Source organism: Georgenia deserti (assembly GCF_042680605.1).
GTDB classification, from domain to species: Bacteria; Actinomycetota; Actinomycetes; order Actinomycetales; family Actinomycetaceae; genus Allobogoriella; species Allobogoriella deserti.
The window spans coordinates 176,751-201,673 of record NZ_JBHUEE010000006.1 but is presented as its reverse complement, the minus strand read 5'-3'; the positions used below and the strand labels follow the sequence as shown (position 1 = coordinate 201,673).

23 protein-coding genes are annotated in these 24,923 nt (G+C 70.5%); 6 read left to right on the top strand and 17 right to left on the bottom strand.

Translation table 11 applies throughout. From position 1 onward, the window contains the following. Positions 1 to 36 precede the first annotated feature (36 nt). The gene (locus ACFSE6_RS12545; RefSeq protein ID WP_388007410.1) at positions 37 to 1,563 is read right to left on the bottom strand and encodes a cytochrome ubiquinol oxidase subunit I; all 1,527 of its coding nucleotides are present in this window, start codon (positions 1,561 to 1,563) and stop codon (positions 37 to 39) included. A gap of 109 nt (positions 1,564 to 1,672) precedes the next feature. Here ACFSE6_RS12545 and ACFSE6_RS12540 point away from each other — a divergent pair, with 109 nt between their 5' ends. Continuing rightward, a complete protein-coding gene (locus ACFSE6_RS12540) occupies positions 1,673 to 2,041 on the top strand; it encodes a BlaI/MecI/CopY family transcriptional regulator (RefSeq protein WP_388007407.1) in 369 nt (122 codons plus the stop codon). 13 nt (positions 2,042 to 2,054) lie between these two features. Further along, a complete protein-coding gene (locus ACFSE6_RS12535) occupies positions 2,055 to 2,957 on the top strand; it encodes a M56 family metallopeptidase (RefSeq protein ID WP_388007404.1) in 903 nt (300 codons plus the stop codon). Positions 2,958 to 2,997: 40 nt separating this feature from the next. Here ACFSE6_RS12535 and ACFSE6_RS12530 read toward each other — a convergent pair whose 3' ends face one another. The 6 genes from ACFSE6_RS12530 to ACFSE6_RS12505 form a co-directional block, all read right to left on the bottom strand. Continuing rightward, positions 2,998 to 3,828, bottom strand: coding sequence for a MerR family transcriptional regulator (locus tag ACFSE6_RS12530; RefSeq protein ID WP_388007401.1), 831 nt, complete (start codon positions 3,826 to 3,828; stop codon positions 2,998 to 3,000). A 4-nt stretch (positions 3,829 to 3,832) separates the two neighbouring features. After that, on the bottom strand, positions 3,833 to 4,717 hold the full coding sequence (locus tag ACFSE6_RS12525) for a transglutaminase-like domain-containing protein (protein WP_388007398.1): 885 nt from the start codon (positions 4,715 to 4,717) through the stop codon (positions 3,833 to 3,835). 46 nt (positions 4,718 to 4,763) lie between these two features. Beyond that, a complete protein-coding gene (locus ACFSE6_RS12520; protein ID WP_388007669.1) occupies positions 4,764 to 5,651 on the bottom strand; it encodes an aminoglycoside phosphotransferase family protein in 888 nt (295 codons plus the stop codon). Positions 5,652 to 5,727: 76 nt separating this feature from the next. Further along, complete coding sequence (locus tag ACFSE6_RS12515) at positions 5,728 to 6,843, bottom strand: alpha/beta hydrolase (RefSeq protein ID WP_388007395.1); 1,116 nt, start codon at positions 6,841 to 6,843, stop codon at positions 5,728 to 5,730. 139 nt (positions 6,844 to 6,982) lie between these two features. Then, positions 6,983 to 8,014: a CNNM domain-containing protein gene (locus ACFSE6_RS12510; protein ID WP_388007392.1), complete on the bottom strand. Its 1,032-nt coding sequence runs from the start codon at positions 8,012 to 8,014 to the stop codon at positions 6,983 to 6,985. After that, positions 8,011 to 9,429, bottom strand: coding sequence for a hemolysin family protein (locus ACFSE6_RS12505; RefSeq protein ID WP_388007389.1), 1,419 nt, complete (start codon positions 9,427 to 9,429; stop codon positions 8,011 to 8,013). The genes ACFSE6_RS12510 and ACFSE6_RS12505 overlap by 4 nt, the downstream gene beginning before the upstream one ends. A 300-nt stretch (positions 9,430 to 9,729) precedes the next feature. Here ACFSE6_RS12505 and ACFSE6_RS12500 point away from each other — a divergent pair, with 300 nt between their 5' ends. The 3 genes from ACFSE6_RS12500 to ACFSE6_RS12490 are packed head-to-tail and all read left to right on the top strand — an operon-like array spanning position 9,730 to position 12,012. Beyond that, a complete protein-coding gene (locus ACFSE6_RS12500) occupies positions 9,730 to 10,965 on the top strand; it encodes an MFS transporter (RefSeq protein WP_388007386.1) in 1,236 nt (411 codons plus the stop codon). 55 nt (positions 10,966 to 11,020) lie between these two features. Further along, on the top strand, positions 11,021 to 11,350 hold the full coding sequence (locus ACFSE6_RS12495) for an ArsR/SmtB family transcription factor (RefSeq protein WP_388007383.1): 330 nt from the start codon (positions 11,021 to 11,023) through the stop codon (positions 11,348 to 11,350). Then, positions 11,347 to 12,012 carry a cation diffusion facilitator family transporter gene (locus ACFSE6_RS12490; protein ID WP_388007380.1) on the top strand — a complete coding sequence of 222 codons (666 nt, stop codon included), beginning with the start codon at positions 11,347 to 11,349 and terminating at the stop codon, positions 12,010 to 12,012. Before ACFSE6_RS12495 ends, ACFSE6_RS12490 begins: the two co-directional genes overlap by 4 nt. 16 nt (positions 12,013 to 12,028) lie before the next feature. Here the strand turns inward: ACFSE6_RS12490 and ACFSE6_RS12485 are convergent, their stop codons facing one another. Genes ACFSE6_RS12485 through ACFSE6_RS12440 form a run of 10 tightly spaced genes read right to left on the bottom strand, consistent with a single transcriptional unit; the run spans position 12,029 to position 24,026 of the window. Then, entirely contained in the window at positions 12,029 to 12,766 is a 738-nt protein-coding gene (locus ACFSE6_RS12485; RefSeq protein WP_388007377.1) for a TSUP family transporter, read from the bottom strand. A 2-nt stretch (positions 12,767 to 12,768) separates the two neighbouring features. Then, positions 12,769 to 14,223: an NAD-dependent succinate-semialdehyde dehydrogenase gene (locus ACFSE6_RS12480; protein WP_388007374.1), complete on the bottom strand. Its 1,455-nt coding sequence runs from the start codon at positions 14,221 to 14,223 to the stop codon at positions 12,769 to 12,771. A 24-nt stretch (positions 14,224 to 14,247) separates the two neighbouring features. Continuing rightward, positions 14,248 to 15,306, bottom strand: a complete 1,059-nt coding sequence (locus ACFSE6_RS12475; protein ID WP_388007371.1) for a M24 family metallopeptidase — start codon at positions 15,304 to 15,306, stop codon at positions 14,248 to 14,250. A 55-nt stretch (positions 15,307 to 15,361) separates the two neighbouring features. Next, complete coding sequence (locus ACFSE6_RS12470) at positions 15,362 to 17,635, bottom strand: glycoside hydrolase family 31 protein (protein WP_388007368.1); 2,274 nt, start codon at positions 17,633 to 17,635, stop codon at positions 15,362 to 15,364. Positions 17,636 to 17,664: 29 nt separating this feature from the next. Continuing rightward, the gene (locus ACFSE6_RS12465; protein ID WP_388007365.1) at positions 17,665 to 18,480 is read right to left on the bottom strand and encodes a carbohydrate ABC transporter permease; all 816 of its coding nucleotides are present in this window, start codon (positions 18,478 to 18,480) and stop codon (positions 17,665 to 17,667) included. Positions 18,481 to 18,490: 10 nt separating this feature from the next. After that, positions 18,491 to 19,444 carry a carbohydrate ABC transporter permease gene (locus ACFSE6_RS12460; protein WP_388007362.1) on the bottom strand — a complete coding sequence of 318 codons (954 nt, stop codon included), beginning with the start codon at positions 19,442 to 19,444 and terminating at the stop codon, positions 18,491 to 18,493. Positions 19,445 to 19,464: 20 nt separating this feature from the next. Continuing rightward, positions 19,465 to 20,772: an ABC transporter substrate-binding protein gene (locus ACFSE6_RS12455; protein WP_388007359.1), complete on the bottom strand. Its 1,308-nt coding sequence runs from the start codon at positions 20,770 to 20,772 to the stop codon at positions 19,465 to 19,467. Between the two features lie 25 nt (positions 20,773 to 20,797). Next, positions 20,798 to 22,207 carry a hypothetical protein gene (locus ACFSE6_RS12450; RefSeq protein ID WP_388007356.1) on the bottom strand — a complete coding sequence of 470 codons (1,410 nt, stop codon included), beginning with the start codon at positions 22,205 to 22,207 and terminating at the stop codon, positions 20,798 to 20,800. Then, positions 22,204 to 23,094, bottom strand: coding sequence for an aldolase (locus ACFSE6_RS12445; protein WP_388007353.1), 891 nt, complete (start codon positions 23,092 to 23,094; stop codon positions 22,204 to 22,206). Before ACFSE6_RS12445 ends, ACFSE6_RS12450 begins: the two co-directional genes overlap by 4 nt. Beyond that, entirely contained in the window at positions 23,091 to 24,026 is a 936-nt protein-coding gene (locus ACFSE6_RS12440; protein ID WP_388007350.1) for a PfkB family carbohydrate kinase, read from the bottom strand. The genes ACFSE6_RS12445 and ACFSE6_RS12440 overlap by 4 nt, the downstream gene beginning before the upstream one ends. 108 nt (positions 24,027 to 24,134) lie before the next feature. On the opposite strand from ACFSE6_RS12440, the gene ACFSE6_RS12435 reads away from it, so the two are divergent. After that, positions 24,135 to 24,923, top strand: coding sequence for a DeoR/GlpR family DNA-binding transcription regulator (locus ACFSE6_RS12435; protein WP_388007347.1), 789 nt, complete (start codon positions 24,135 to 24,137; stop codon positions 24,921 to 24,923).

Below are 24,923 nucleotides of genomic sequence, written 5' to 3'. Positions count from 1 at the left end.
GGTCAGTCCGAGTGGCAGGTCAGGTCGAGTGGCGGGTCAGTACGCCGGGGCGATGGACGGTGCGGCGCCGGCGTCGTCGGGCTGGTCGTGAGGGGCCGACGGCGAGCCGCCGAGATCCTGCCGGGCCAGGTGCATGACCAGCCGGAACCAGACGTAGGCGAGCAGCCCGTACAGCAGGCCGAACCCGACGAGTGAGGCGAGCACCTCGGACTCGGTCAGCCCGGGCGAAACGCCGTCCTCGGTGCGGAAAAGGCCGAACGCGAGCCAGGGCTGCCGGGCGGTCTCGGTGAACACCCAGCCGAAGGTGTTCGCGGCGATCGGCAGCAGCGGGAGGACGGGCAGCGACCACATGAGGGCTCGCCCACCGGTGGTGACCAGCCGCGCGAGGCTCCCCGCCGCGCCGTCGTCCGCAGCGCCGTCATTCGCAGCGCCGTCATTCGCCCCGGACACTGCCGTGCCGGGTACGCGGTCGCGGCGGCTGAGCCACAGCAGCGCCGCGGCCGCGAGCATCGCGAGGACGCCGGTGCCGATCATCAGCCGGAACGACCAGTAGGCGACCGGGATCCACGGGACGTAGCTCGCGGCTCCGTAGACCTGCTCGTACTCGGCCTGCAGGTCGTTGATCCCGTGGATCGTGCCACCGATGTCGCCGGTCCCGAGGAAGGAGAGCAGATAGGGGATCTCCAGGGAGAAGTACCGCTCGGACCCGTCCAGGGACCCGACGGCGAACAGGGAGAACGGAGCACCGGTCTCCGTGGTGTACAGCGCCTCGGCCGCCGCCATCTTCATCGGCTGGACGTCCGTCATCACCTTGCCGAGCAGGTCACCGGTCACCGCGACGGCTGCTCCGCCGACCGCGGTGACCCAGGCCCCCGCCCGGGCGAGGGTGCGCCAGGCGGTGGCGTCGGCTCCCAGAGCCCGGCCGACCACCGGGCGGCGTCCCCAGGCCCGCCACGCGCCGATCGCCATGAGGAGTGCGCCGCCGGTCATGAAGGCGCCGGCAAGGGTGTGCGGGAACGCGGCGTGCAGCACGGGGTTGGCGAGCAGGTCGAGGAAGTTCGACAGCTCCGCGCGGCCGGTCTCCGGGTTCATCCGGTAGGCCACCGGGTTCTGCATGAAGGAGTTCGCGGCGAGGATGACGTACGCGGAGATGACGGTGCCGACGGCCACGATCCAGATGGTCGCGAGGTGCGCGAGCCTGGGCAGTCGGTCCCAGCCGAAGAACCACAGGCCGAGGAAGGTCGCCTCGAGGAAGAACGCGAGCATGCCCTCGATGGCCAGCGTCGGGCCGAAGACGTCGCCGTAGAACCGGGAGAACGCGCTCCAGGACAGGCCGAACTGGAACTCCTGCACCAACCCGGTGACGACGCCGACGGCGAACGTGGCCATGAGCAGTTTGCCCACCAGCAGGGTGAGATCCCGCAGGTGCTCACGGCCGGTGCGCAGCCACGCGGTCTGCAGGCCGGCGGTCAGAGCCGCGAGTGAGATCGACAGCGGGACGAAGAAGTAGTGGTAGATCGTCACGACGGCGAACTGGAGCCGTGACAGGTCCAGGGTGTCCATGGCAGGCCCTTCCGGAAGCCCAACGGGAACTACTACCTACTGTAGTACGGATTCGATAGTACGTAATCCCCGTACGACGGCGGACGTAGGTCCCGGTACACTGGCCGCCATGGCGATGGGCAACCTGGAGAGCGAGGTCATGGCGTACCTGTGGGACGCCGACGGCCCGTGCACGGTCCGGGAGGTCCACGAGGCGCTGACCGCGGACCGCCGGCTCGCCTACACCACCGTGATGACCGTCATGGACCGTCTCGCCAAGAAGGGCGTCGTCGTCCAGGAGAAGGCGGGCCGGGCGTACCGGTACTCCCCCGCCCAGTCGCGTGAGCAGGCGGTCGCGGACCTCATGCTCGACGCGCTCGGCGCCACGGCGGACCCGTCGGCACGCGCCGCCGCCCTGCAGCACTTCGTCGGACGGGTCGGGCCGCAGGAGGCCGACGCCATCCGGGCCGCACTCGGCGCGGCCGAGAAGCCGAGCTGAGCGCGCGACGGGCATGACGGCGCTCGCACTGACGGCCCTCGCCGTCGTGCTGTCCATGCTCGCGCCGGTGCCGCTCAGCCGGTTCCGCCCACTCGAGGAGGTGCCGGGGGCCGCGGTCGCGCTCTGGCAGTGCGTGGCGCTGGCGGCCGCGCTGGCGGCGGTGGGTGCCGCGCTGGCCGCACCCGAAGAGATCCTCCGCGGCTTGCACGGCGGTCGCGTCCCACTAGGGCCGGCCCTGTTCGTCGGTGCCGGGCTGGCGCTGGTGCTGGCCGGGGTGATCGTGGTCCGCCTCGCCGTCGTCACGGCACGGCTGGCGTGGAACACGCGGCGGCGACGCCGGCGCCAGCTCGAGATGCTCGACCTCCTGGAGGGGGCGGCACGCGAACGCTCGCGCCTGCACGTGCTGGCGGCACGCCTGCCGCTGGCCTACTGCATCCCCGGCCGGCCCGGGCGGGTGGTGCTCACCGAGGCGACGCTCGACCTTCTGACGCCCGCCGAGACGGACGCGGTGGTGGCGCACGAGCTGGCGCATCTGCGCGCACGTCACGACCTCGTCGTCGAGGCGTTCACCGCCCTGCACATCGCCTTCCCGCAGTTCGTGCGCAGTCGCCTGGCGCTCGAGTCCGTCAACCGGCTGCTGGAGATGCTGGCCGACGACGCCGCCACCCGGCACCGCGATCCGGCGCCGTTGTACTCCGCGCTGACCAAGCTCGCCGCCACGGCCGAGGCCGGGGAGGAGGTCGGCGCGCGGCTCGGACGGCTCCGGCGCCGCCTGTCCGGCCGGACGCCCCGCAGGACACGACTGCGGCTGCTCACCGTGGGCACCTACACCCTCGGGATCGCCGTGCTCGCGGTGCCGACGGTCGCCATCGTCACCCCCTGGCTGCAGGCAGCGCTCGGCGCCTTGCCCTGGTGATCGGGGCCGGTGCCGACTTCGGCGGGTTCCGGAGGAACCGTCACCTGTGCGGGGCGATCGGTTCCTGCAGTTCGGTCGCCCACTCAGAAGGGTCGCCGACTCCGTAGCTCAGGTACACCTCGCGGTGATAGCCCGCGGAACGGTATCCGTGGACGTCGATCCAACCGGCGAGCGCCTGAGTGGTCGGGATGACGCGGTCCATCGGCCCGCGGTGCACGACCGTGGCGGCACGCGGGATCGCGGGAAGATCGACGACGTCCACGTCGATCGCAGCCGGGTCGGCGGGTCCTGCGTTCACCGGCAGCGCGGCGTGCACAGCCACCCCGGCACGCGGACCGTCGTCGTAGTACGCCAGCGCCGGGCCGACCGCCGGCACCCCGGCCTGCGCGAGCCGCCCCGTCAGATCCGAGAACAACGGCCGCAGGACCGGACCGATGTCCGCGGGCGCGAACGTCCGTGCCGTCCCGGTCACCTCGGCCACCCGCACCGGCGCGATCGCCTTGACCACCACCTCGTCCCGGGGCAGGTGGCCTTCCTGCTCGATTCCGGCCAGGCGAGACTCCACACCCGCGAGCCGAGTCCGGTCGGCGGCGATCGACTGCTCGAGCTCCGCACGCCGCAGCCGGAGCATGCCGCGCAGCTCGTCGGCGGTGAGCCTGTCCTCGAGGATCTCGCCGACCTGCTGCAGCGTGAACCCGAGATCCTTGAGCGCGACGATCCGGTTCAACCGGGCGAGCTGGGCAGGTTCGTAGTACCGATAGCCAGTGCTGTCGTCGATGTGAGCGGGACGCATCAGGCCGAGGGCGTCGTAGTGCCGCAGCATGCGCACGGACACGCGCCCATAGCGCGCGAAGTCGCCGATGCCGAGCATGCCCCTAGTCTCCCGCGAGCTCGCGCGTCGAAAGCTGGAGATCGACATCCCGCAGAAATCGCAGGGAGCGCACCACCGGAGGGACCCGGACTCCGTCGCGCCGGTACAGCCGGCTCATCTCATCCACGCCGTCGGCCACAACGGCGACGGCGACCGCGTCGATGAGTTCCTCATCCGGCGCCTCGCGCATGACGCCCCACACGTCCCAGGGCATGACCTCGACCTTGTGCAGGGCGGCAAGATCACGCAGCACGTTGCCGGCGATGAGGTCCCAGCCGCGGAACTGGAAGATCCCGAACATCGCCGGGTCCTCCTCGCCGCGGCGGCAGCGCAGCCAGGCCTCGGCTCCGGTGAGGAATGTCCCCTGGGGCAGGTCGAGCGGATCGAACACGTAGCCGAGCAGCGCGCGGTGGTTCTCGTCGAGCTGCGGGTCGGAGCGGACCCACCGCCGTGCGGACGCATCCCAGCGTTCGACGATCCAGTGGTCCTCCCACCGGTCGTCGAAGTACGAGGCGAAGCCGACGCGCGCCCGTGCCGGGATCCCGGCATGGCGCAGCAAAGCACAGGTCAGCACGGTGAGCTGGCGGCAGTTGCCGATGACCCGGCGCCGTGGGGCGCGGCGCATCGCTAACGGTCGATGCTGCGGGTCGCGTCGGTCGATCAGCGCAACGAGGTCGGCGGCGCGACGGTTCTCCAGCTCCTCGAGCCGGTCTTCGGCGTCGTCGACGCCGTACCGCCGGGCGTGCATCTCGTGGACGATGACACCGCTGCTCACCCGGCAGAGCTCCGCTGCGTCGGTGGGCAGAGCGTCGAGCAGACGTGAGTCGGGCAGCCGGGTCATGGGGCCCGGCTCGGCGTAGTAACGGAGGAGGTCCGTGGCGGTGATCATGGGACCGGAGTAGCCGGTGACACCGTGTCAGGGTCAACGCGCCGGCTCAGAACTCCTCGAGCACGCGGCTCAACGTCCGCCGTCCGACCCGGGCCATGACCGGATTGGACTCGAGGTAGTACCAGACGAGCCCCATGGCCTGGGCGAACGCCCAGGCGGCGCCGCGGGCCCATTCGACGTCGTCCGAGCCGAGCAGCCGGCGCAGCTGGGCCCGCCGCGGCCGGTCGAGCAGGTGCCAGGCCGAGACCAGATCGAGGGCCGGATCAGCGGGGCCGAAGTCCCCGCCGTCGAGCAGCCCGGCGAGACGCCCGTTCTCGACGAGGACGTTCCCCGGAATCAGGTCACGGTGGGACATGACATCGGGCCCGGTGCGGGGCAGGACGCGCAGCCGGGCCCACACGCCGCGCAGACGCGGCACATCGAGCAGGTTCTCGCTGCGCACGAAGCACGTCTGCATCCACGCGTCCTGATCACGCAGGTCTCCGCCGCGACCCGCGCCACCGAATCGGCGTCCGCGGGTGTCCGCGGCGCGCAGGCTGGTGAGCAGACCGGCGAGGTCGTGGGCGAAGGCGTCCGAGGCCTCCGGATCGGACTCGGTCGCGTCGGTCCCCACGAGCCACGTCTGGACCGACCAGGGCAGCGGGTAGCCGCGGCCCGGCTTTCCGACGGCAACCGGCTCGGGTGCGGGCACCGTGCTCACGTGCGCCAGTTCACGCGCTGCGGCCGCCTCGGCCTCCAGCGATTCGCGTAGCGCCTCGGGGTCTGCAGCTTGCCGGGGAAAGCGTGCGGCGAGATGGTCACCGATCCGGACGATCACGTTGACCGTGCCGGCGGTCTCGACGGCACGCACCGGCAGGTGGGACAGATGCGGGAGCTGGTCGGCGACGAGTTGCCGGACCGTCGCGACATCGACGTCGATCTCGTCCTGGTGCATGGCCACGCCGAGTCATCCTGGGGCCGCACGGGACCGGCTGGCAACCGAGTTGGAGGCCGCCGGCGCCGGCCACCCCTCAGCCGTTGACCTCCTCGGACAGCCCGAACAGGGCGTCGAGGTAGGCGTTCGGGCGTTCGACGTGCACGAGGTGGCCGGAGGCCACTTGCAACAGATCGGCCCCCGGGAGCAGCCGGAGGGCGCGCTCAACGTCGTCGCTGTCCATGGCGGCCATGAGGATCCCGTCCTGGTAGGCCGAACCACGGGCATGGTCGAAGTAGTTCGTGTGCAGGAGCACGGTGGGAGCGGCGACGGCGGACAACGCGGTTGCGGTGTCGAAACCCTCGTACCAAAGATCCCGGACCCATGCGGCGCCGAAGGCCGGGTCGTACCGGACGAGGCCCTCGAAGAAGACGGTCACGAACGGAGGCAGGAAGAACAGCCGGAGCGGCTCGTCCGGGTGCCGGTCGAGCCACCGGAGCGAGTAGTCGACGATCGGCTGCTCGAGGGGGCCGAAGAAGGCGAAGTAGTCGCCGCGGGCCACGAAGTAGCGTTGGAAGCTCTCCACCACCGACGTGGCGAGATACTCCTCGGCCAGGCGCGGGAGCGTGCCGCCGGTGGTGCGCAGCAGGCGCGGCATCTCGGAGGAGAACAGCGGCGGGTCCTCGAGGAGCAGGCCGCTGACCAGGTCCGGGCGGTGCGCGGCGATCCACAGCGCGAGCAGCCCGCCGGAGGAGTGCCCGGAAACGATGGCCGGTTCGCCGACGGCGGCCTCGAGGGCACCGGCGAGGATCTCGCCGACCCGGGCGTTGGTGTACTCCTCCGCCGGCAGCCAGTCGGAGTCGCCGTGACCGGGGACGTCGACGGCGAAGACGTGGTGGTCCTCGGCGAGGACGGGCAGCACCGGGCTCGCGTCCTGCCAGCGCGAGCCCTGGCCGTGCAGGAGCACGACGGGCGCGCCGTTGTCCGGGCCCTCGGCATAGTTGACGCGGCGGCCGTCGACGACGACCTGACGCTCGACGAACCCGGCGTCGGCGACGTCGTCGAGTTCCCGGCGACGGCTGGTGAGATTGTGCCTGACGTAGCTCCCGACGGCGGCGGCCGCCGTGCCCGCCAGCGCGCCGCCGGTGAGCAGAGCTGCTCGCGCGAGCCGTCCGGTCCGGGTGCGCGTGGGGGTCGACGGCACGGGTCTCACCAGCCTCCTTGCCCACCGGCGCCTGGTCGGCGGGCGGGCGGGATCGGTCTGCGCCAGCACCGCAAGCCTCGCACATTACCGGGTCGGTGTGGACCGGAACGGCGGCGTCGGATTCCCGCCCGACGCCGCCTGCCGAGTCCTAGCGTCCCTGGTCGGTGCCGGCGGCCGCCGGCTCGGTCTCCGCGGGCAGGACGCGCCCGAGGATGTCCGAGATGGTCACGACTTTGGCCCCACCCGTCGCGCGAACCAGCGCCAGGTGGTTGGACGCCTCCCGCATCCGGGACAGGGCGGCGTGCAGCGGCGTGCCCGCGTCGAGCTCGAAGACCGGGTGCGTCACCTCCGTGATCGGCGCGTCGCCGGGAAGCAGCAGCGTGTCGCGGACATGGACGACTCCCGTCGTCCGGCCGGCGCGGTCCACGAGGATCCGCAGGTGCCCGGAGTCACGTGCCGCCCGGCGGACGTCCGCGGCCGTCGCCGTCTCGGGGACGCTGATCGGTCGGCGTTGCCCCGCGGTGAGTTCCTCCACCGTGAGCCGTTGCAGGTCCAGGGCGCCCCGGAGCTGCGCCGACGAGACACCGTCGAGAGTGCCGACCTCCACGGAGTGCTCGACGAGGTGACGCAGGTCGTCCTGGTTCTGACCGGTGGCGACGGCCTCCGCGGGCTCGAACCCGGCGCGGCGGACGAGCCAGTTGGCGGCCTCGTTGATGGCGAGCAGGAGCGGCCGGGTGACCACCATGACGGCGCGCATCGGCAGGGCGAGCATCGTCGCGGACCGTTCCGGATGGGCGATCGCCCAAGACTTCGGCGCCATCTCACCCACCACCAGGTGCAGGAAGGTCACCAGCAGCAGGGCGAGGACGAAGCCGACGACGTCGGCAGTCCATCGCGGTGCCCCGAGCGCCTCGGCGGCCGGGGTGATCCAGTGGTGCACCGCGGGTTTGGTCACGTGACCGAGGGCCAGCGTGCAGGCCGTGATGCCGAGCTGGCACCCGGCGAGGAGGACGGTGAGTTCGTTGGCGTTACGCAGTGCCACCCGGGAGGCGGTACTGGATGCCGCGTTCGCCTCGAGGCGATGCCGTTTGGCGCCGAGGGTGGCGAACTCGACGGCGACGAAGAAGGCGCTGAGCACGATGATGGCGGCGGTGGCCACGAGCACAGTCGGCGCGCTCATCGGGTGACCTCCTCGGACCGGTCGCCGTCGGTGGCGCCACCGCCGTCAGTCGTGCCGCCGTCGGCCGGGTCGGTCTCGACCACGGTGAGTCGCAGCCGCGCGGGCACGTGCCGCTCGACGTCGAGAACCTCGACCTCGAGCACGGGCGGCGGGGGCGGCTCGGACAGGGCGAGGAGCGAGGGTTTGAGCGGCAGCTCGACCCGGGCGACGTCCCCGGGCTCGGGCAGCGCGCCGTGCGCCTCAATCGCCAGCCCGGCGATGGTCTCGACGTCCGACTCGGGCAGATCGTGGCCGATCGCCCGCTCGATCTCGTCGACATGGACCTCGCCGGCGACCAGCCAGCTGTTCTCGCCCGCCTGCTCCAGGTCCGCGGGCTCGGGGGCGTCGTGCTCGTCCTGGATCTCCCCGACGAGCTCCTCGGCGAGGTCCTCGACGGTGAGCACACCGGCGAAACCGCCGTACTCGTCGACGACGCAGGCCATCTCGTTACGGGTGGCCGACAGCTCCCGGTAGGCGTCCGGCAGCGCCATCGTGGTGGGCAGCACGAGTGGCGAACGCATCAACTCGGTCACCGGCGCCTCGTCCGGCAGCTCCGTGGCGAGCAGGTCGGTCATGTGCACGACGCCGACGACGTCGTCTTCGTCGACCACCGGGTAACGGGTGTGCCCCTGCGCCATCCGCGCGCGCATGTCTGCGAGGGTCTCGTCCGGGCCGACGTTGTCCGCCCGCGAGCGGGGGATCATCGCGTGCTCGACGTCCTGGTTCGGGAAGTCGAGGATGCGGTCGAGCAGGACCGACAGATCCGCGGGCAGGTCCCCGCTGGCCCGGGAGTCGGCCACGATGTACTCGAGGTCCCGCGCCGTCGCCGAGTGTTCGACGTCGTGCACCGGTTGGATCCGGACCAGGCGCAGCAGGGCGTTGGAGGCGTTGTCGAAGACCCAGATGAGCCAGCCGAACGCCTTGAGGTACACCGCGGTCGACGCGGCCAGGGCGAGCGAGACCCGTTCCGGCGCGGCGATGGCGAGGTTCTTCGGGAACAGCTCACCGAAGAGCATCTGCACCAGGGTTGAGAGCACGAGCGCGAGCACGGTGCCGACACCCACGCCGACCGCGGTCGGTACTCCGACGCCGCCGAGGGCCTCCCCGAGCGACTCGCCCACCAACGGCTCCGCGACGTAGCCGACCACCAGGCCGGTGATGGTGATGCCCAGTTGTGCCCCGGAGAGCATGAACGACGTGCGCCGCGTGATCGTCAGGGCCCGTGCAGCGGCGCGGTCACCGGCCTCGGCACGGGCTCCCAAACGAGAGCGGTCGACCGCCATGTAGGCGAACTCCTGCGCCACGAAGTAGCCGTTCGCGGCAATGACGGCAAGGATCACGAGGATCCCGATCAGTAAGGTCAGCACCCAGGTCATCCGGCGGTCCTCCCTCGGCGGAGGCGCTCGGTCATGGCCTGGGTGCTGGTACTACAACTCTCGTCCATCGTCCTCTGTGTGTTCGCGGCCAGGCGCCCACGTGGGCGCGGTCGTGGTGGCCTCCATGGTGCGGGATGGCCGACGCGAGCACAACGGTCCAGGGCACGCCGATGTTCCCGCCCCTGCGCGGCTCCCGTCGGCGCCGTTCCCGCCGCGCGCCGTTCCCGCCGGGCGCCGAGCGCTCCTAGACTGGTCCGGCGCAGCGTCGCGGGTCCTGTCCGCCTCGGTCCGAGGGAGACCATGCCGCCGCTGAGCACCACCCGCCGCAATCTCGCCCTCTTCGCGCTCGCCCTCGGCGGGTTCGGCATCGGCACCACCGAGTTCGTCTCGATGGGCCTGCTGCCGCAGATCGGAGAGGAGCTCATCCCCGGGTTCGCCACCGCCCCACAGGCGGGGATCGCCCGTGCCGGATGGCTCATCACGGTCTACGCGCTCGGTGTGGTGATCGGCGCTCCGGTGACCGCCGTCGTGGCGGCCAAACTCTCACAGCGCACCCTGGTCCTCATCCTGGCCGCAGCCTTCACGACGGCGAATCTCGCCAGCGCGCTCATGCCCACCTTCGAGCTGACGGCCCTCGCACGCTTCGCCTCGGCGTTGCCCCACGGCGCCTACTTCGGCGTGGCCTCGCTCTTCGCGGCCCGACTCATGGGCCCTGGCAAGCAGGGCGCCGGCGTCGCGCTGGCCCTGTCCGGGCTGACCATCGCCAACGTCGTGGGCGTCCCCCTCGGCACACTCCTCGGGCAGACCGCCGGATGGCGCTGGGCGTACGTGGCCGTCGCGGTGATCTTCGCCGTCGCCCTGCTGATCGCGTTCCTCACGCTGCCACGGGTGGCCGGCAATCCGGACCGCGGTGCGCTGCGTGAGCTGGCCGCGTTCCGGAACCCACGGCTGTGGTTGATGCTCGCCGTCGGCGCGATCGGGTTCGGCGGCTTCTTCGCCGTCTACTCCTACATCGCCGAGGTCACCACGCGCAGCGCAGGACTGGCGGAGTCCGCCGTCCCGTGGGTCCTGGCGACGCTCGGCGTCGGGATGACGGTCGGCAACGTCATCGGCGGATGGGCCAGCGACCGCGACCTGACCCGCACCTTGCTGCTCGGGTTCAGCACCTACATCGTGATCATGGCGCTGTACGCGACGTTGGCCGCACAGCCGGTGGCGCTGTTCCTCCTCGTCTTCGGCGTCGGTGCGACGGGATCGGCGCTCATCCCGTCGATCCAGTCACGCATCATCCGGATCGCCGGGGATGCCGAGCTCCTCGGTGCGGCGATGAACCACGCCGCGTTCAACGTCGGGAACTCGCTCGGGGCGTGGCTCGGCGGGCTGGTGATCGCCGGCGGCTTCGGGTACCTCGCACCGGGCTGGGTCGGCGCCGCGCTCGCGGCGACGGGCTGCATCCTCGCGTTGGTCAGCGTCCGGCTGGACCGCGCGCGAGCACAGGTTCCGGGAGTCGAGGCGGAACTCGTGGCCGGCGGGTAGACAGACCCACTCGCGAGCGCGTCCGACAGTTCAGCATTCCCTGTACTGTCGGCCCATGGCCACCGTGACGCTGACCCACACCGAAGCGCTGTCGCGGTTCGGGTACGCACTCTCGGACACGACGCGTGCGCGGATCCTGCTCGCACTGCGGGAGGCGCCGGCGTGCCCCTCGGACCTGGCAGAAGGCCTCGGCGTCAGCCGGCAGGTCGTCTCCAATCAGCTCGCGTGCCTGCGTGGGTGTGGTCTCGTGCAGTCCGTGAAGGAGGGGCGCCGGACGTGGTACCGCCTCGCGGACGCGCACCTCGCACCGGCCCTCGGCGAGCTCCTGGGTCTTGTCCTCGCCGTGGACCCCCAGTGCTGCGGCCCGGAGTGCACGTGCCAATGACCGCTGCGCCGCTCCCCCGTGCACGACGCCAGGTCCTGCAGCGCCGGATCCGCTGGATCGTCACCGCGACCATCAGTTACAACGCGGCCGAGGCCGTGATCGCCCTCGCCGCGGGCGGGGCGGCGTCGTCCTCAGCTCTGATCGGCTTCGGCCTGGACTCGGTGGTCGAGGTGCTCTCCGCCGCCGCGATCGCCTGGCAGTTCTCCGCACCCGCCCCCGAGCGGCGCGAGAAGACGGCCATGCGAGCCGTCGCGATCGCCTTCCTCGCGCTCGCCGTCGTCGTGACGGCCGACGCCGTGCGCAGCCTGCTGACGGCCTCGGCGCCCGACCACTCGACCGTGGGGATGGTGCTGGCCGTCATCAGTCTGCTGGTCATGCCCGGGTTGTCCTGGTTCGAGCGCCGTACCGGCCGCGAGCTGGGTTCGGCGTCCGCGGTCGCTGATTCGCGCCAGACCCTGGTCTGCGCCTGGCTCTCGGCGGTGCTCTTGGCCGGCCTGGCGTTCAACAGCACACTCGGCTGGTGGTGGGCCGACCCGGTGGCCGCGCTGATCATCGCCGCATGGGCGGTCCGGGAGGGTATCGAGGCCTGGAACGGTGACGCGTGCGGGACACCGTTGGCACAGTTGGTCGGTGACGAGCCGGAACCCGACGACGACCGCTGAAGAAGCGCGGCTACCGCTACGCCGCTACCGCCACGACCCCTTTGGCCACCGTGGCCAGTGAGCCCGCCAGCGCTAGCGCGGCCACGAGCTTCTGAGCCCGGCTGGCGGGAATCCGCCAGCTCAACGCCGTCCCGGCGACGACGCCGACGACCAGTCCACCGAGCACCACTGCCCACGCCGTCGGCGCCAACACCGGCCAGCCCTTCGCCAGCAGCGAGGCCCCGCTGACGACGGCGAAGTACAACTGGGCCGTCGCGACGAACGACCGGTGCTCCCACGCCGTCGACAGGGCGTACAACGTGATCGCCGGACCTCCGACCCCTGCGGTGACATTCATGAATCCGGACAGGCCGCCGGCGGCGACCCCTCCCCCACGGCCCCGGAAGACGCGCATCCGCTCCGAACTGACCACGGCGAGAATGGCGAGGAACGCGACGGAGCCCACGACGACGGACAACACCGGACCGGAGACCGTCAGGGCCAACCAGGCCCCAGGCGCAATCGCCACGGCCGCCGGCACGGCCAGGAGCGCGAAGCGCCGGAGGTCGACCCGCCGCCACACCTGGACCAGCACCGTCACGCTGGTGAACAGGCCCAGGGCGTTGGCAAGCACGACGCCGTGGAAGGGGCCGAGCAACAGCACCAAGAACGGTGCGCTGACCAGGCCGAACCCCAGCCCGGTCACCCGTTGTGTCCCCGCACCGAGCAACACGGCGGCTGCGACGAGGGCGAGGTCGACGGGTGAGAGCGCCACGGTCAGGCGGTTTCGCGCCAGGCGACGTACCGCAGCTCCTGGAACTCCTCGAGCCCGAGGTCCGCCCCTTCGCGCCCAAGGCCGGACTGCTTGGTCCCGCCCATCGGTGCGTAGGCCACGGACGGCAACGGATCGTTGACACCGAGGATGCCGACGTCGAGCCGCTCGCTCAGGCGCCAGCACCGGGCGGCGTCCCGGGTGAAGGCGTACCCGGCCAGCCCCATTTCGGTGGCGTTCGCGCGCGCGACGACGTCATCTTCGTCGGTAAACCGGAAGACTCCTGCGGCGGGGCCGAACACCTCCCGCGTGGCGAGCTGTGCGTCGTCGGGCACGTCACTGAGCAGCACCGGGCCGTAGTAGCTCCCTGAGGTCGGAAGTTCGTGCTCGCGGGTGAGACGCCGCGCACCCCGGCCGAGCGCGTCCTCGACGACCGTGTGCACATCCTCGACCCGGGCCTGGTCGATCAGCGGACCGAGGTCGGGCGTCTGGGACGCCAGTGGGTCGCCGACGGACATGGCGTCCACGCGTGCCGACAGTCGCCGGGTGAACTCCTCGTACACACCGTCCTGGACGAAGAACCGGTTGGCTGCGACGCACGACTGCCCGTTGTTACGGAACTTGGCGAGCATTGCACCCTCCACGGCGGCGTCGAGGTCGGCGTCGTCGAAGACGATGAAGGCACCGTCACCGCCGAGTTCGAGCAGTGGCCGGACTACTCGCCCGGCGGCCGTGGCCATGATCTGGCGGCCAACCTCGGTCGAACCGGTGAAGGTCACGACGCGGACCGCTCGGTGCTCGAGCAGTGCCGTCGTGACCTCCCGGGCGGGGCCGTGCACCAGGTTCACGACGCCGGCCGGGACGCCGGCGTCCGTGAGGCACCGGATCATCTCGGTGACAGCGAGTGGCGCCTTCTCCGACACACGGGCCACGACGGTGCACCCGGCGGCGAGCGCCGGCGCGAGCTTGCGCGCCTGGATGGAACACGGGAAGTTCCATGGCGTCAGGCTGGCGACCACGCCCGCGGGCCACCGCGTCGTGAGGTGGTGACGGCCAGGCGCCTCGGGCGTGAGGTGGTGGCCCCGGGGCCGGCGGACCTCCTCGGCGAACCACCGGAAGTACTCGGCGGAGAAGTTGAGCTCCGCGACTCCTTCGGGTAGGCGTTTGCCACTCTCTCGCGCCAGGAGAGCGCCCAGCTCCTCCTTGCGTTCAGCAATGAGCCGGGAGGCCTCCAGGAGAATGTCGGCGCGTTCGCGGGCGGGCCGGTCCGCCCAGCCGGCGAACGCGTCGGCGGCTGCGTCGGCTGCCCGGCCGGCACAGGTGGCGGCGTCCGGTCCCGCCCAGTCGATGTGGCCGACGACGGCGCCGTCGGCGGGGGCACGTACGTCGTGTGCGGTCGCGGTGATCCAGTGGCCGTCGATGAGCATCGTGCCGTTGTCGGCTTTCGGGGTTGCGGCCATGAGGGCTCCTTCGTCGTGGGTCGGTCAGTCGAGGATCAGCGGTTCCGGCCGCCTGCGCCCGCGAACCGTGCGGGTTGGCCAGCGCGGGTCGACGACGAGCGGCCGTGGCCCGGCGTCGGAGACGATCGAGGTGTCCTCGACCTTCCATCCGGCCGCGCTGGGGTTCCAGGCGACCACGGCGGCGTCGGGAATGACGTCCGTTGACGCCGGATGTGCGGGGTACTCGCGGGGTTGCCACCCGGAGAATCCGCCCTGATGGTGGCGGTGCCACTCCTCGGGTGCGAAGCCGTGCACGGCGTATCCGGCGGTCCCGGCAGCGACGACGGACCCGACGGTCCGGCCCGGGCGCGTCGCATCGAGGAAGTCGCCCTCGACCTCGAGCAGACGGTGGTAGGCGTCGTGCTCGCCGGCCGTAGGCGGAGTGAACGCCACGGTGCGGGTGACGCTGGCGATGAGGCCGTGCCGCCGGGCACAGCAAACGAGCATCGCCCGGCGACCGAGAGCTTCGCCCGTGGGCAGCGGATGGCGATGCGGGCCGATCCGGGTGTCACCGGCGACGAGGAGCACCACCGGGTCGAGTCCGCGGGCCAGCAGCTCACGGCTGAAGAGTCCGGCGGCGGCGTACTCGGTGGTCCGCGGCGTCAGCTCTCGGGCAGTGTCGGTCGCCGCCGCAGCGGCGTCCCGACTGACGGTCTCGAGCTGTTCGGCCTGATGGCGGGTCAGGCTGCGCCGCAACGCGCCGAGCCCCGTGACGACCCGGGCACCGGGGTACCCCACGTCGGTCAGGACGTCAGGGCCGGTCGGGAGCTCCGGTTCCCGTGTCTCCCACCACGGCACGACGGTCCAGTCCGCGTCCAGGTCCGCCAGTTCACTCGCACGTAGTCGCGGCGCCTCGATCGCGTTCGTCACGACCGTCAGACGAGCGCCTCCCGGCCCCTCCGCCGCCGGTGCCTCGACCACGAGATCGAAGCAGGCCGCGTCCAGGGTCTGCGGCACGTGTGAGCGCACGCCGAGCAGCCAGGACAAGGAGCCCTGGTGACGGAGCACCACGGTGCCCCCGTCCTGCTCGCGCACATGTGCCATGAGCCGGCCGAGCTTCTCGTCCAGGTCCGGTCCGGGCCCGGCCAGGGGAGGGATATCAGTGATGGCGGACCACCTCGTCGATCGGTTGCGAACCGACGGCGCTGACCCTTCGCCTCGCGATCGTGACGCGGGTGATCGTGCCGTCGAAGCCGTGCAGGTCGAACTCTCCCGGGGCGCGGCCGTACGTGTGCAGCGTCCACGGCCGGCCGAGGAGGTCATCGGTATTCCGCACGTGAGCGTCGACGTTCACGCGCGGGATCACTGCGCCGGCTCGCACCAGCACAGGCATGCGTTCCAGCGGCACCTCCTGGCTCCGGAATCCGGGCCCACTGACGGACTCTCCCGTGAGCAGGTCCTGCCACTCGCCGTCGGGCACGTAGAACCGCCGAATGACCGGCGACGTGCCGTCGTCGAAGATCGGGACCACGAGGAGGTCGTTGCCGAGCAGGAACTGGCCGTCGATCCCGGCGGCGACGGGGTCGTCGGGGAACTCCAGTGCCAAGGGGCGCAGCATCGGCAGACCGAGCGCTGCGGAGTCGCCGGCCGCCTGCCACAGGTACGGAAGCAACGAGTACCGCAGCCGGATCCACTCCCGCGCGACGGTCAGGGCGTCCTCGCCGAACTCCCACGGCTCTCGTGGGCGCAACCCGTGCGCGCGCATGAGCGGGGACAGGGCACCGAACTGCGTCCAGCGGACGTACAGCCCTGGGGTGAGCTCGGGACCGAAGAACCCACCGATGTCGTGGCTCCAGAAGCCGGGGGCACTCATCGCGTACGACAAGCCGCCGCGCAGCGTGGCCTGCATCCCGGCGACGGTGGATTCCGCGTCTCCGCCCCATTGCCCGGGGTAACGGTGGGAGCCGGCCCACCCCGAGCGGCCCCACACCAGGGGGGCGCGGCCGGTGTGCGCGGCGATGTGATCGGAGACGGCGGCGTTGTAGCGCAGCGGATACAGGTTGTGGGCGTGCACGGGCGGCGTCCCGTCGGCGAGGGCGACGTCGTCCGGCAGCCCCTCCCCGAAGTCCGTCTTGAACACAGCCACACCGTCGTCCAGGAACACGTCGTGCTGGTGCTGCCACCAGCTCCGTGCCTCGGGATTGGTGAAGTCGATCAGCGCCCGATGGCGACCGTCGGGAGTCGGCGTACCACGCAGCTCCGCCACCGCGCCGTCCACATCACGCACCAGATAGCCGCGTTGCTGGGCCTCGGCGTACCGGGGAGAGGCCGGGTCCAGGTACGGCAGCTCCCAGACGGACAACCGGCAGCCGAGATCGTCGAGTGCGCTGACGAACTCCCGGCGGTCTCCGAAGCGGTCCGTGTTCCAGATGAAGTCGGTGTTGAGCCGATCGACCACGAGCCAGTCGGGATCGAGATGCAGCACGTCGCACGGCACCGCGTGCTCGCGCATGGTGCGGGCGACGGCGAGCATCTCGTGCGCCGAGCGGTACCGGCACCGCCCCATCCAGTAACCGAACGCCCACAGCGGCGGCAGTGGCGCCCGACCGGTCAGCCGGGTGTAGGCGCCCAGTCGCCGACGGGGATGTGCTCCTGTCATCACGTAGAGGTCGAGGGCCTCGTCCGCCACCCGGACTCCGAGCACGGACGGACGACTGTGTCCAACGTCGGCCGAAACCACCGCGCCCGTGTTGACCAGCGCGGTGTATCCCGCCGTCGAGTGCCACACGGGTACCGGCTTGTAGGCCATGCCCGTTCCGGTGCCGAGGGCGTCCTCGGTCCGCAGCCGCAGGTGCTGCCCGTTCTTGACCAGCCGACCGAACTGCTCACCGAAACCCAGAATGTCCTCGTCCGTGCCGAGCTCGAGGTTCAGGCTCAGGCCGTTGTCGTAGAGCATGACCGCCGGTGCCATCGGGAACCCGGCGACCTGACGCAGCCGTTCGGCGGTGCGCGCCACGGTGTGGCCGGCACCGTCACGGATCTCGACGGCGAACGGTGAGCGCCGGACGCGCACCTCGACCTCCGCACCGCGGACGGTGACAGTCCCCGGGTCCTCGCTGAGGTCCGGTCGGTCAATGGCGTCATTGGTGACGATGCCGAGCCAGGAGGCGGGCTCCCGATGGACGCGGGCTCCGGGCGGTGCGACGACCAGGCGAGCCGCGTCGTGCTCCGCGATCGTGATGACGACGTCGACCTCTCGCGGTTCCACCGGCGGCAGAGTCAGGTCACGGGGAAGGTTCGGCATCGTGATCTCGATGCCCTGGTCGAGCGGATCCTCGCCGGTGAGCCAACCTGGGGCGCCCGGCAGTTCGATCGCGGGTAACGCCTGAACTGTCAGCCTGACGGCGTCACCCTCGCGAGCGACACCGGTCACGTGACGGAGGATGAAGGCTTTCGTGATGGTCATCCCTTGACGGCTCCCGCGGTGATGCCGGCGACGAAGTAACGCTGCAGGAGCACGTAGGCGACCGCCATGGGCACGGACGCGATGACGACCCCGGTGAAGAGCAAGGGATAGTCGGTGAGGAACTCGCCTTGAAAGTCCAACAGGGCGAGCGGGATGGTTTTCTTCGAGTCCGAGCTGATGAACAACAGCGGATAGAGCAGCTCGTTCCACTGGATCACGAACAGGAAGATCGCCGTGGCCGCGATCGAAGGCGCGGACATGGGCAGCACCACAGACCAGTAGGTCCGCAACGGCCCTGCCCCGTCGATCGAGCTGGCCTCGTAGGCCTCGCGGGGCAGCGTTTTCATGAAACCACCGAGGATGAACACGGAGACCGGAAGTCCGACGACGACGTTGATCAGGACGAGGCCGATGCGGCTGTCCAGCAGCCCCAGCTGATTGAAGAGCACGTACTGCGGGATCATGTTGGCTTGCGCCGGAACCGACATGCCCAGCACGAGGAACCCGAAGATCAACCACCCCTTCCAGCCCGGGATCCGCGCCGTTCCGTACGCGGCGAGACTGCCCAGCAACAATGTGAGCAGGACGGACGCCAGCGTGACCATGACGCTGTTCAGGAAGGCCTGGTCGAGCTGTTGCTCACCGAGGACCGTGCCGTAGTTCGCGAAAGAGAACGACTCGGGCAGACCGAACGGTGAGGCGAAGAGTTCCTCGGTGCTCTTGAACGAGCCCATGACCACGACGATCACCGGGACGACGATGAGCAGGGCGTAAACGGCGAGGACGAGGCCCCGCACCGGATTGGCGCGCATCACGAGCTCCTCAGAAGTCTTTCTGCGTCAGCTTCAGCAGGCGACGCTGGGCGACGACAATGGCGGCGATGAAGAGCATGAAGATGAGTGACTCCGCCGCCGCGTAACCGAACTCGGAGTTGGCGAACGTGGTGTAGATCCGCGTCGAGAGGATGTCGAGGCTCGACTTGGGCGGGTTGCCGCCGAGTCCGAGAATCAGGTCGAACGCCTTGAAGGACTGGATCGTCGTATAGGCGACGACGATCGCGGTGGCAGGGGCGATCATCGGCCAGGTGATGGAGGTGAACTGCTTCCACCTGCCCGCGCCGTCCAGCTCGGCGGCCTCGTAGAGCTCGGAGGGAACGGACTGCAGGCCCGCGATGAAGATGACCATCATCTGGCCGGCGTGGAACCACACCTGCACGATCGAGACCCAGTAGATCGCCGCCGCGTCGTTGCCCAGGTAGGAGCTGGTGAGGCTGTCGAGGCCGACAGCTTCGAGGACGCTGTTGGCGAGACCGAAGTTCGGGTCGTAGATGAACTTCCAGATGTAGGCGACCGAGACCGAGGACAGAACGGTCGGGAAGAAGAACAGCCCACGCAACAAGGTCGACCCAGTGGTGTTGCGTACCAGGAGGACGGCCAACAGGAGCGCGAAGATCGTCTGGAAGACGACCACCACGAGCATGAATTTCAGGTTGTTGCCCAGCGCGTTGACGAAGAGGTTGTCCCCGCCGGCGATCTGCTGGAAGTTGCCCAGCCCCACGCTGTCGTACTCGGCGCTGAACCCGTCCCAGTCGGTGACGGAGTACTGGATGGCCTGCAGCGCCGGGATGGCGAAGAAGACCACATAGATCGCGAGGGCCGGCACCGGGAAGAGGTAGAGCGGCGCCGGGACCCGGGCAGATCCGCGGCGACGTCGCCGGCGCGGGTCGGGCCGGCCGGGCGCAGCACTGACGTCCGGCTCGGCGTGGGTCGCAGTCATGACAGCTCCTTGTGCGCTGGTCAGCTCTCGATGCGTTGGTCGATCACGCCCTGGGCTCGTTCGGCCGCCTGCTCCGGCGTGGCGCCGCCGACGACGTCGATGCAGGCCTGCTCGGCGGCATTGCGGATGTCGAGGTCGGTGAACTGGAACCGCGGCGCCAGCAGCGTGTTCTTCTCGAGCCACTCCGAGGTGGCCGCGAGGTCGTCGTCGTCGTACTCGACGTCGGACACGGTGACGTGCTGAGCCGTGGCGTTGGCGTAGGTGCCCGCGTTCTCCGGGTCGGAGAGGAAGTTCAGGAAGGCGTACGCGGCGGCCTGGTTCTCGGACGCGGTGTTCACCCCGAGGATGAAGGTCGCGTTCGAGACACCTTCGTACCTGGCCTCGTCAGCGGCAACGGTGATCGGCGCCATCATGCCGATCGGGAATTCGGCGCCCAGCTCACGGACCGCGGTCATGTGGAACGAACCGGTGGCGAGCAACGCGGCCTCTCCCTGCGCGAACATCTGCTCGGCGGGCTCGACGGCGGTGCCGGTGGGGTTGTTCTGGAAGTACGGCCGCAGCTCCTCGTACTGCCGCAGCGTGGTGAGAAACCAGTCGTCGGTGCAGGCGTACTCGCCGGTCTCGATCTTGGTGCACATGTCGTCGCTCGGCGCGTTGTTCATGACCATGGCGTTGAAGAGGTGGCCTGCGTTGCCGATCTCGCCACCGGGCCATGCCATCGGAACCTTGCCCGCCGAGAGGACGGCCTCACACATGGCCAGCCACCCGTCCCAGTCCGTCGGCGGCTCCGTCACGCCCACCGATTCGAGAAGGTCCTGGTTCGTGATCGGCTGATTGAAGACGAACTGGTAGGGCAAGCCGTACTGGACGCCGTCCTGTTCGCCGGCGGTGATGAGGTCGGGGGTGTACTTGTCGAGGACGTCGGTATCGGTGAGGTCCGCGTACAGACCGGCGCTGACCATGTCGACGAACTGGGCGCCCCGGAACGCCACGAACAGGTCCCCGATGTTCCCACCACGGATCCGCTGCAGCGCAGTGGTCTGGTAGTCGTTCGACGGCGAGATCTCCTGAGCGATGCTCACCTCGCCGTGCTCGGCGGTGAAGGCGTCGATGAGGTCCGCGAACACCGCTTGGTCCTCGGCCCGCCAATGGGCGAAGGAGACGTCGCCCTCGATCGGACCGTCGGTCGCCGGCCCCGAGCCCTGTTCGGCGGCGTCCGAGCCCCCGCCGGACCCAGGGCCGGCGCAGGCCGTCGCGACAGCGGTCAGACCACCGACACCGAAGAGCTGGAGGGCGCGGCGGCGAGGCAGTGCAGAGTTGTGATTCATCGGTGTTCTCCCTTGAACGTGCGGTTCACCATTCGATGACGGGAATGCCGAGCAGGTCGGCGGCGGTGCGCAGTGCAGGGCGCACATCGGTCCAGGCGAGGACGGTGTGATGCGGGAAGCCACCCGTGACGAGGCCGTGGACGAACTGCGTGGCGTCGGCGTCGAGGTGGACGTCGGCGCTGTTGCCCTGAAAGCGGTTCGGGGCAAGGATCGACTCACCGGAGGCGATGAGCAGACGTAGGCGGTTCGAGTCCTCGGGATCCTCGGTCAACCGAGCCATCACCACCGGGCCGGTGCGGAGCGGGAAGTTCCCGGCGACGCCGATCTTGCGGTTGCAGTGGACGAACTGCGTGGCGTTCCGAGGTTCGGCGGCGAGTTCGGTGGCAGCAGACCCGCAGTGCCATACCCGGACGATGTTGCGCTCGGCGTCGAGGTCAACGGTGTCCACCAGGTACGTGGGCCCGCCCCCGAGAGCCCCGAGCAGCAGCATGGTGGCGGCGCCGTACACGTCGCGCTCACACTGCGTGGGCAGCCCCTCGTCCGCGAGACGGGAGAGCGACGAGCACGGGCAGACGCCCAGCTGACTGGGGAACTCCGGCCAGCAGCGGACCGCGAGCGCCGCGACAGCCTGACTGGCCGAGTGATCGCGCAGCGCCGTCGTCACGGCGGCGTGCCGGGAGACCTCCTGCGGATCCAGATCGGCCAGGCTGGGTCGAGCGGCCGTGGCGTCGGCGACCTCGGCCCGCTGCTCCTCGTCCGGAACGGCGCGGATCCTCGCGAACGTCTCGTCGATGCTCAGAGGCTCGACCCGCAGGCCGAGCAGGCGCTCGAGCACCTCCGGGTCGTACTCACTCGGCGTGAACCCAGGGGGAGCGTCACCGACGGTCCCGATCGTCGAGCCGCGCAACCTGTCGAGCGACTCCCGCACCTCGTCCACGTCTGCGCGTGCACGGTGCCCGGCCGGAAGGTCCGGCGCCGGCGGCAACTCGCCGCCGAGTGCGCGTCGCAACGTCTCACGTACCTGCGGCTCGTCGGGGTCGCCGTACACGAGGCGCACCGCGGCGCCGGCGCGGACGAGTGCGTGCCCGATGAGGTTGGCGCCGCACAGCGAGTTCAGCCACAACCGATCGCCGACCGGCCCCGGCTCCCGGAACGACCACAGCAAGATCGGCTCGTCCCGGTCCGCGTAGAGCTCGAGCGCGGGATTGGCGTCGGAGAAGGACGCGCACACGTGGACGACGAGGTCGACGTCCTCCTGCAAGGTGTCTGCAGCGTGCTCGACATCCTCGGGAGTCATGACGAGATCGCCGGGACCGACCACCTCGGCGCCGAGATCCCGCAGCGTGTCGCGAGCGTCCTCGGCACGCCGGCGGGCGACGTCCACCACGAAGGTCGGGCGTGCGGTAGGGATGACGGCGACGCGCACGGTTGTCACCGCCCTACCGTTGCGTCGACGATCTCGCCGAGGCGACGCAACCGCTCGACCGCGGCGGTGCGCAGCTCGGCCTCGACATCGTCGGACCCGATGCACGAGGCCCAGACCGCCCGTCCGGCGAGAAAGCCGGAGGCACCTTCGCGGCAGGCATGCTCCACCGCGGAGGGGAAGTCCTGCTCGCGGACTCCGCTGGACAGCACGACCCAAGGTGACGCGACCGCCTCACTGATCTGCGCGCAGCGGCGACGAATCTCGTCCGGCTTGCCCTCGCCGCGCATCGGCACCTCGGCCTTGTAGAGGTCGGCACCGCGGCTGCCGAGTTCCCGCGCCGCCGCGAGCACGCCGGCGTCGTGATCCCAACTGCCCCCCGCCAGGGGCGCGCGAGAGACCGGCTCGATGATGCTGATGAGCCCGGCCCCACGGCAGCGGTCCACGAACTCCTCGACCATGGTGATCCGTTCGGCCGGGTCCGAGTCGGGTCGGTACAGGACGAGCAGCTTCATGGCGACAGCCCCCTGGCTGCGGACACGCTCGGGAACCACGTCCGGGTCGATCGTCACCTCTCCGACGAGCTCGCCGTGCGCGGGCGCGAAACGGTCGGCGGCGGCGATGAGGCCGCACCCGTCCGCGACGACGTCCTGTTCGACCACGGCGTCCCATGCGAACTGGCGGTCCACCAGCACGGCCGAGGCGTGCGGCGTGAGGAGCCGCGTGGCCGCCACCTTGAACGCGGTCACCTGTTCGTCGCTGACCGGGTCGTCCTGATGGTCGGCGAACATGTTCCTCATCGCCTCACGTTGGTCGACGGCGAGCATGGCGTAACCCCCCGACGCGCGTTGCAGGGCTGTCAGGTCAGGGGTGGCGGGCGATGGTGTCGCCGTGCTCATCGGGCCTCCTCGGCGGGTCGGGTTGCGGTCGCCGAGGCCGCGCCGAGCACGGCGCGGACCTCGGGATCGGTGGGAACGGCGCTGCGTCCGTCGAGGCCGCGGCAGGACAGCGCGGCGGCGACATTGGCGTAGGGCAAGGCGTCCTGCAGAGGCATACCGCTCGCGGTCGCGACCAGCAGCGCCCCGTGGAACACGTCCCCGGCACCGAGGGTGCTGACCACGTCGACCGGGTGGCCCGCGGCCCAGTGGTGGCGACCGGAGGCGTCACGTGCGACGGAGCCGTCCGAGCCGAGCGTGGCGACGACGGAGCGCGCGCCCTCCTCGAGCGCCAGGGAGAGCAGGTGCTCGACCGGATGCTGTCCGAAGCGCTCACGCAGCGCAGGGACCGTCGGCGCGTACAGGTCCGTACCCGCCGCAGTAAACCCGTCGATCGGGTTCCCTCCGTCGACGGACAACCGCGCCGGAGCACCGGAGTCGGCGAGGTGGTCACGAACCGGGCGCCACCCGAGGTGGTCGACATGCACCCACGCGGCGCGGTCGACGAGCGCCGCACCGGCAGCGTCGAGGACCACCTCGGGGACGGGTCGGGTCGCGATGGCACGGGTGCCGTGCGCGGCGTCGACGAGGATCACGCTCGCCCCGGTACGCCGACCAGGCTCCACACGGATGCCGCCGGTGTCCACACCTTCCGCGCGGAGTTCGGCGAGCACGCGTTCCCCTTCGGCGTCACGGCCCACCGTGCCGACGACGGCCGTACGGGCACCCAGGCGTGCGGCCGCAACTGCCGCCGTGGCGGCGGGTCCACCGCCGGCGTGCGCGACGTCGAGAGCGACCTGCCGTGAGTCGGGCACCGGGTTCGACTCGACGAGGGCGATCGCGTCCAGCGTGAGAGCCCCGACGAAGACCAGGTCTGGCGCCGTAGCCGTGGCCATATGTGAACTCCTGAGCTCTGACTGCGTTTTGCTGGTGCCTAGTAAACACGCTGGTGTTTGAATGTCAACATAGTATGCTCCACTAACAACACGTCGAAGGAGGTGGCGATGGGGGAGTCGGCCCGCCCACGCGCTGCGAACGCGCGACGCGCGGAGATCATCCGGCTGCTGCAGATCCACGGCTTCCAGTCCGTCGCACAGCTGGCGGATCTGCTCGAGGTCTCGGACATGACGGTCCGGCGCGATCTGCACAAGTTGTCCGCGGCCGGCGAACTCCGTGTGGTGCACGGCGGGGCGAGCCTGCCGCACGGCACGCTTCGAACGGCCGACTTCACCAGTCGCGGGGCGCAGGCACGAGAGGCGAAGCGCCGCATGGCGCGCCGAGCCGTCGAGCTCGTCGAACCGGGTGCCACCGTCGCGGTCGACGCCGGGACGACCACCTTCGAGGTGGCGGCCGCTCTACCGAGCTCGTTCGACGGCTGCGTGATCAGCCACTCGGTTCCCGTGCTGCAGCATGCCCTCAGCCTGTCCGCCGCCCAGGTCATCGGCCTGGGCGGCGAACTCCTCGCCGCCAGTCAGGCGTTCATCGGCCAGCAGACCATCGATGCGCTCGCCGGGCTGTACGCCGACATCCTCTTCCTCGGCGCCGCCGCGGTCCGCAGCTCCGGGACCTTCGTGGCCACCGATCTCGAGCGGCCGACCAAACAGGCGCTGGTCAGCAGCGCCAACCGAGTGGTGCTCATGGCAGATCACTCGAAGTTCGAGGTGGCAGCCCCGGTTCGCCTCGGACCGCTGGACCGGATCGACGTGCTGGTGACCGACCGACCCCTCGAGGCGGGCACGGCGCGCGCGTTCGCGAGCGCCGGCGTTGAGGTCCTGACCACTGATTCCGACTGA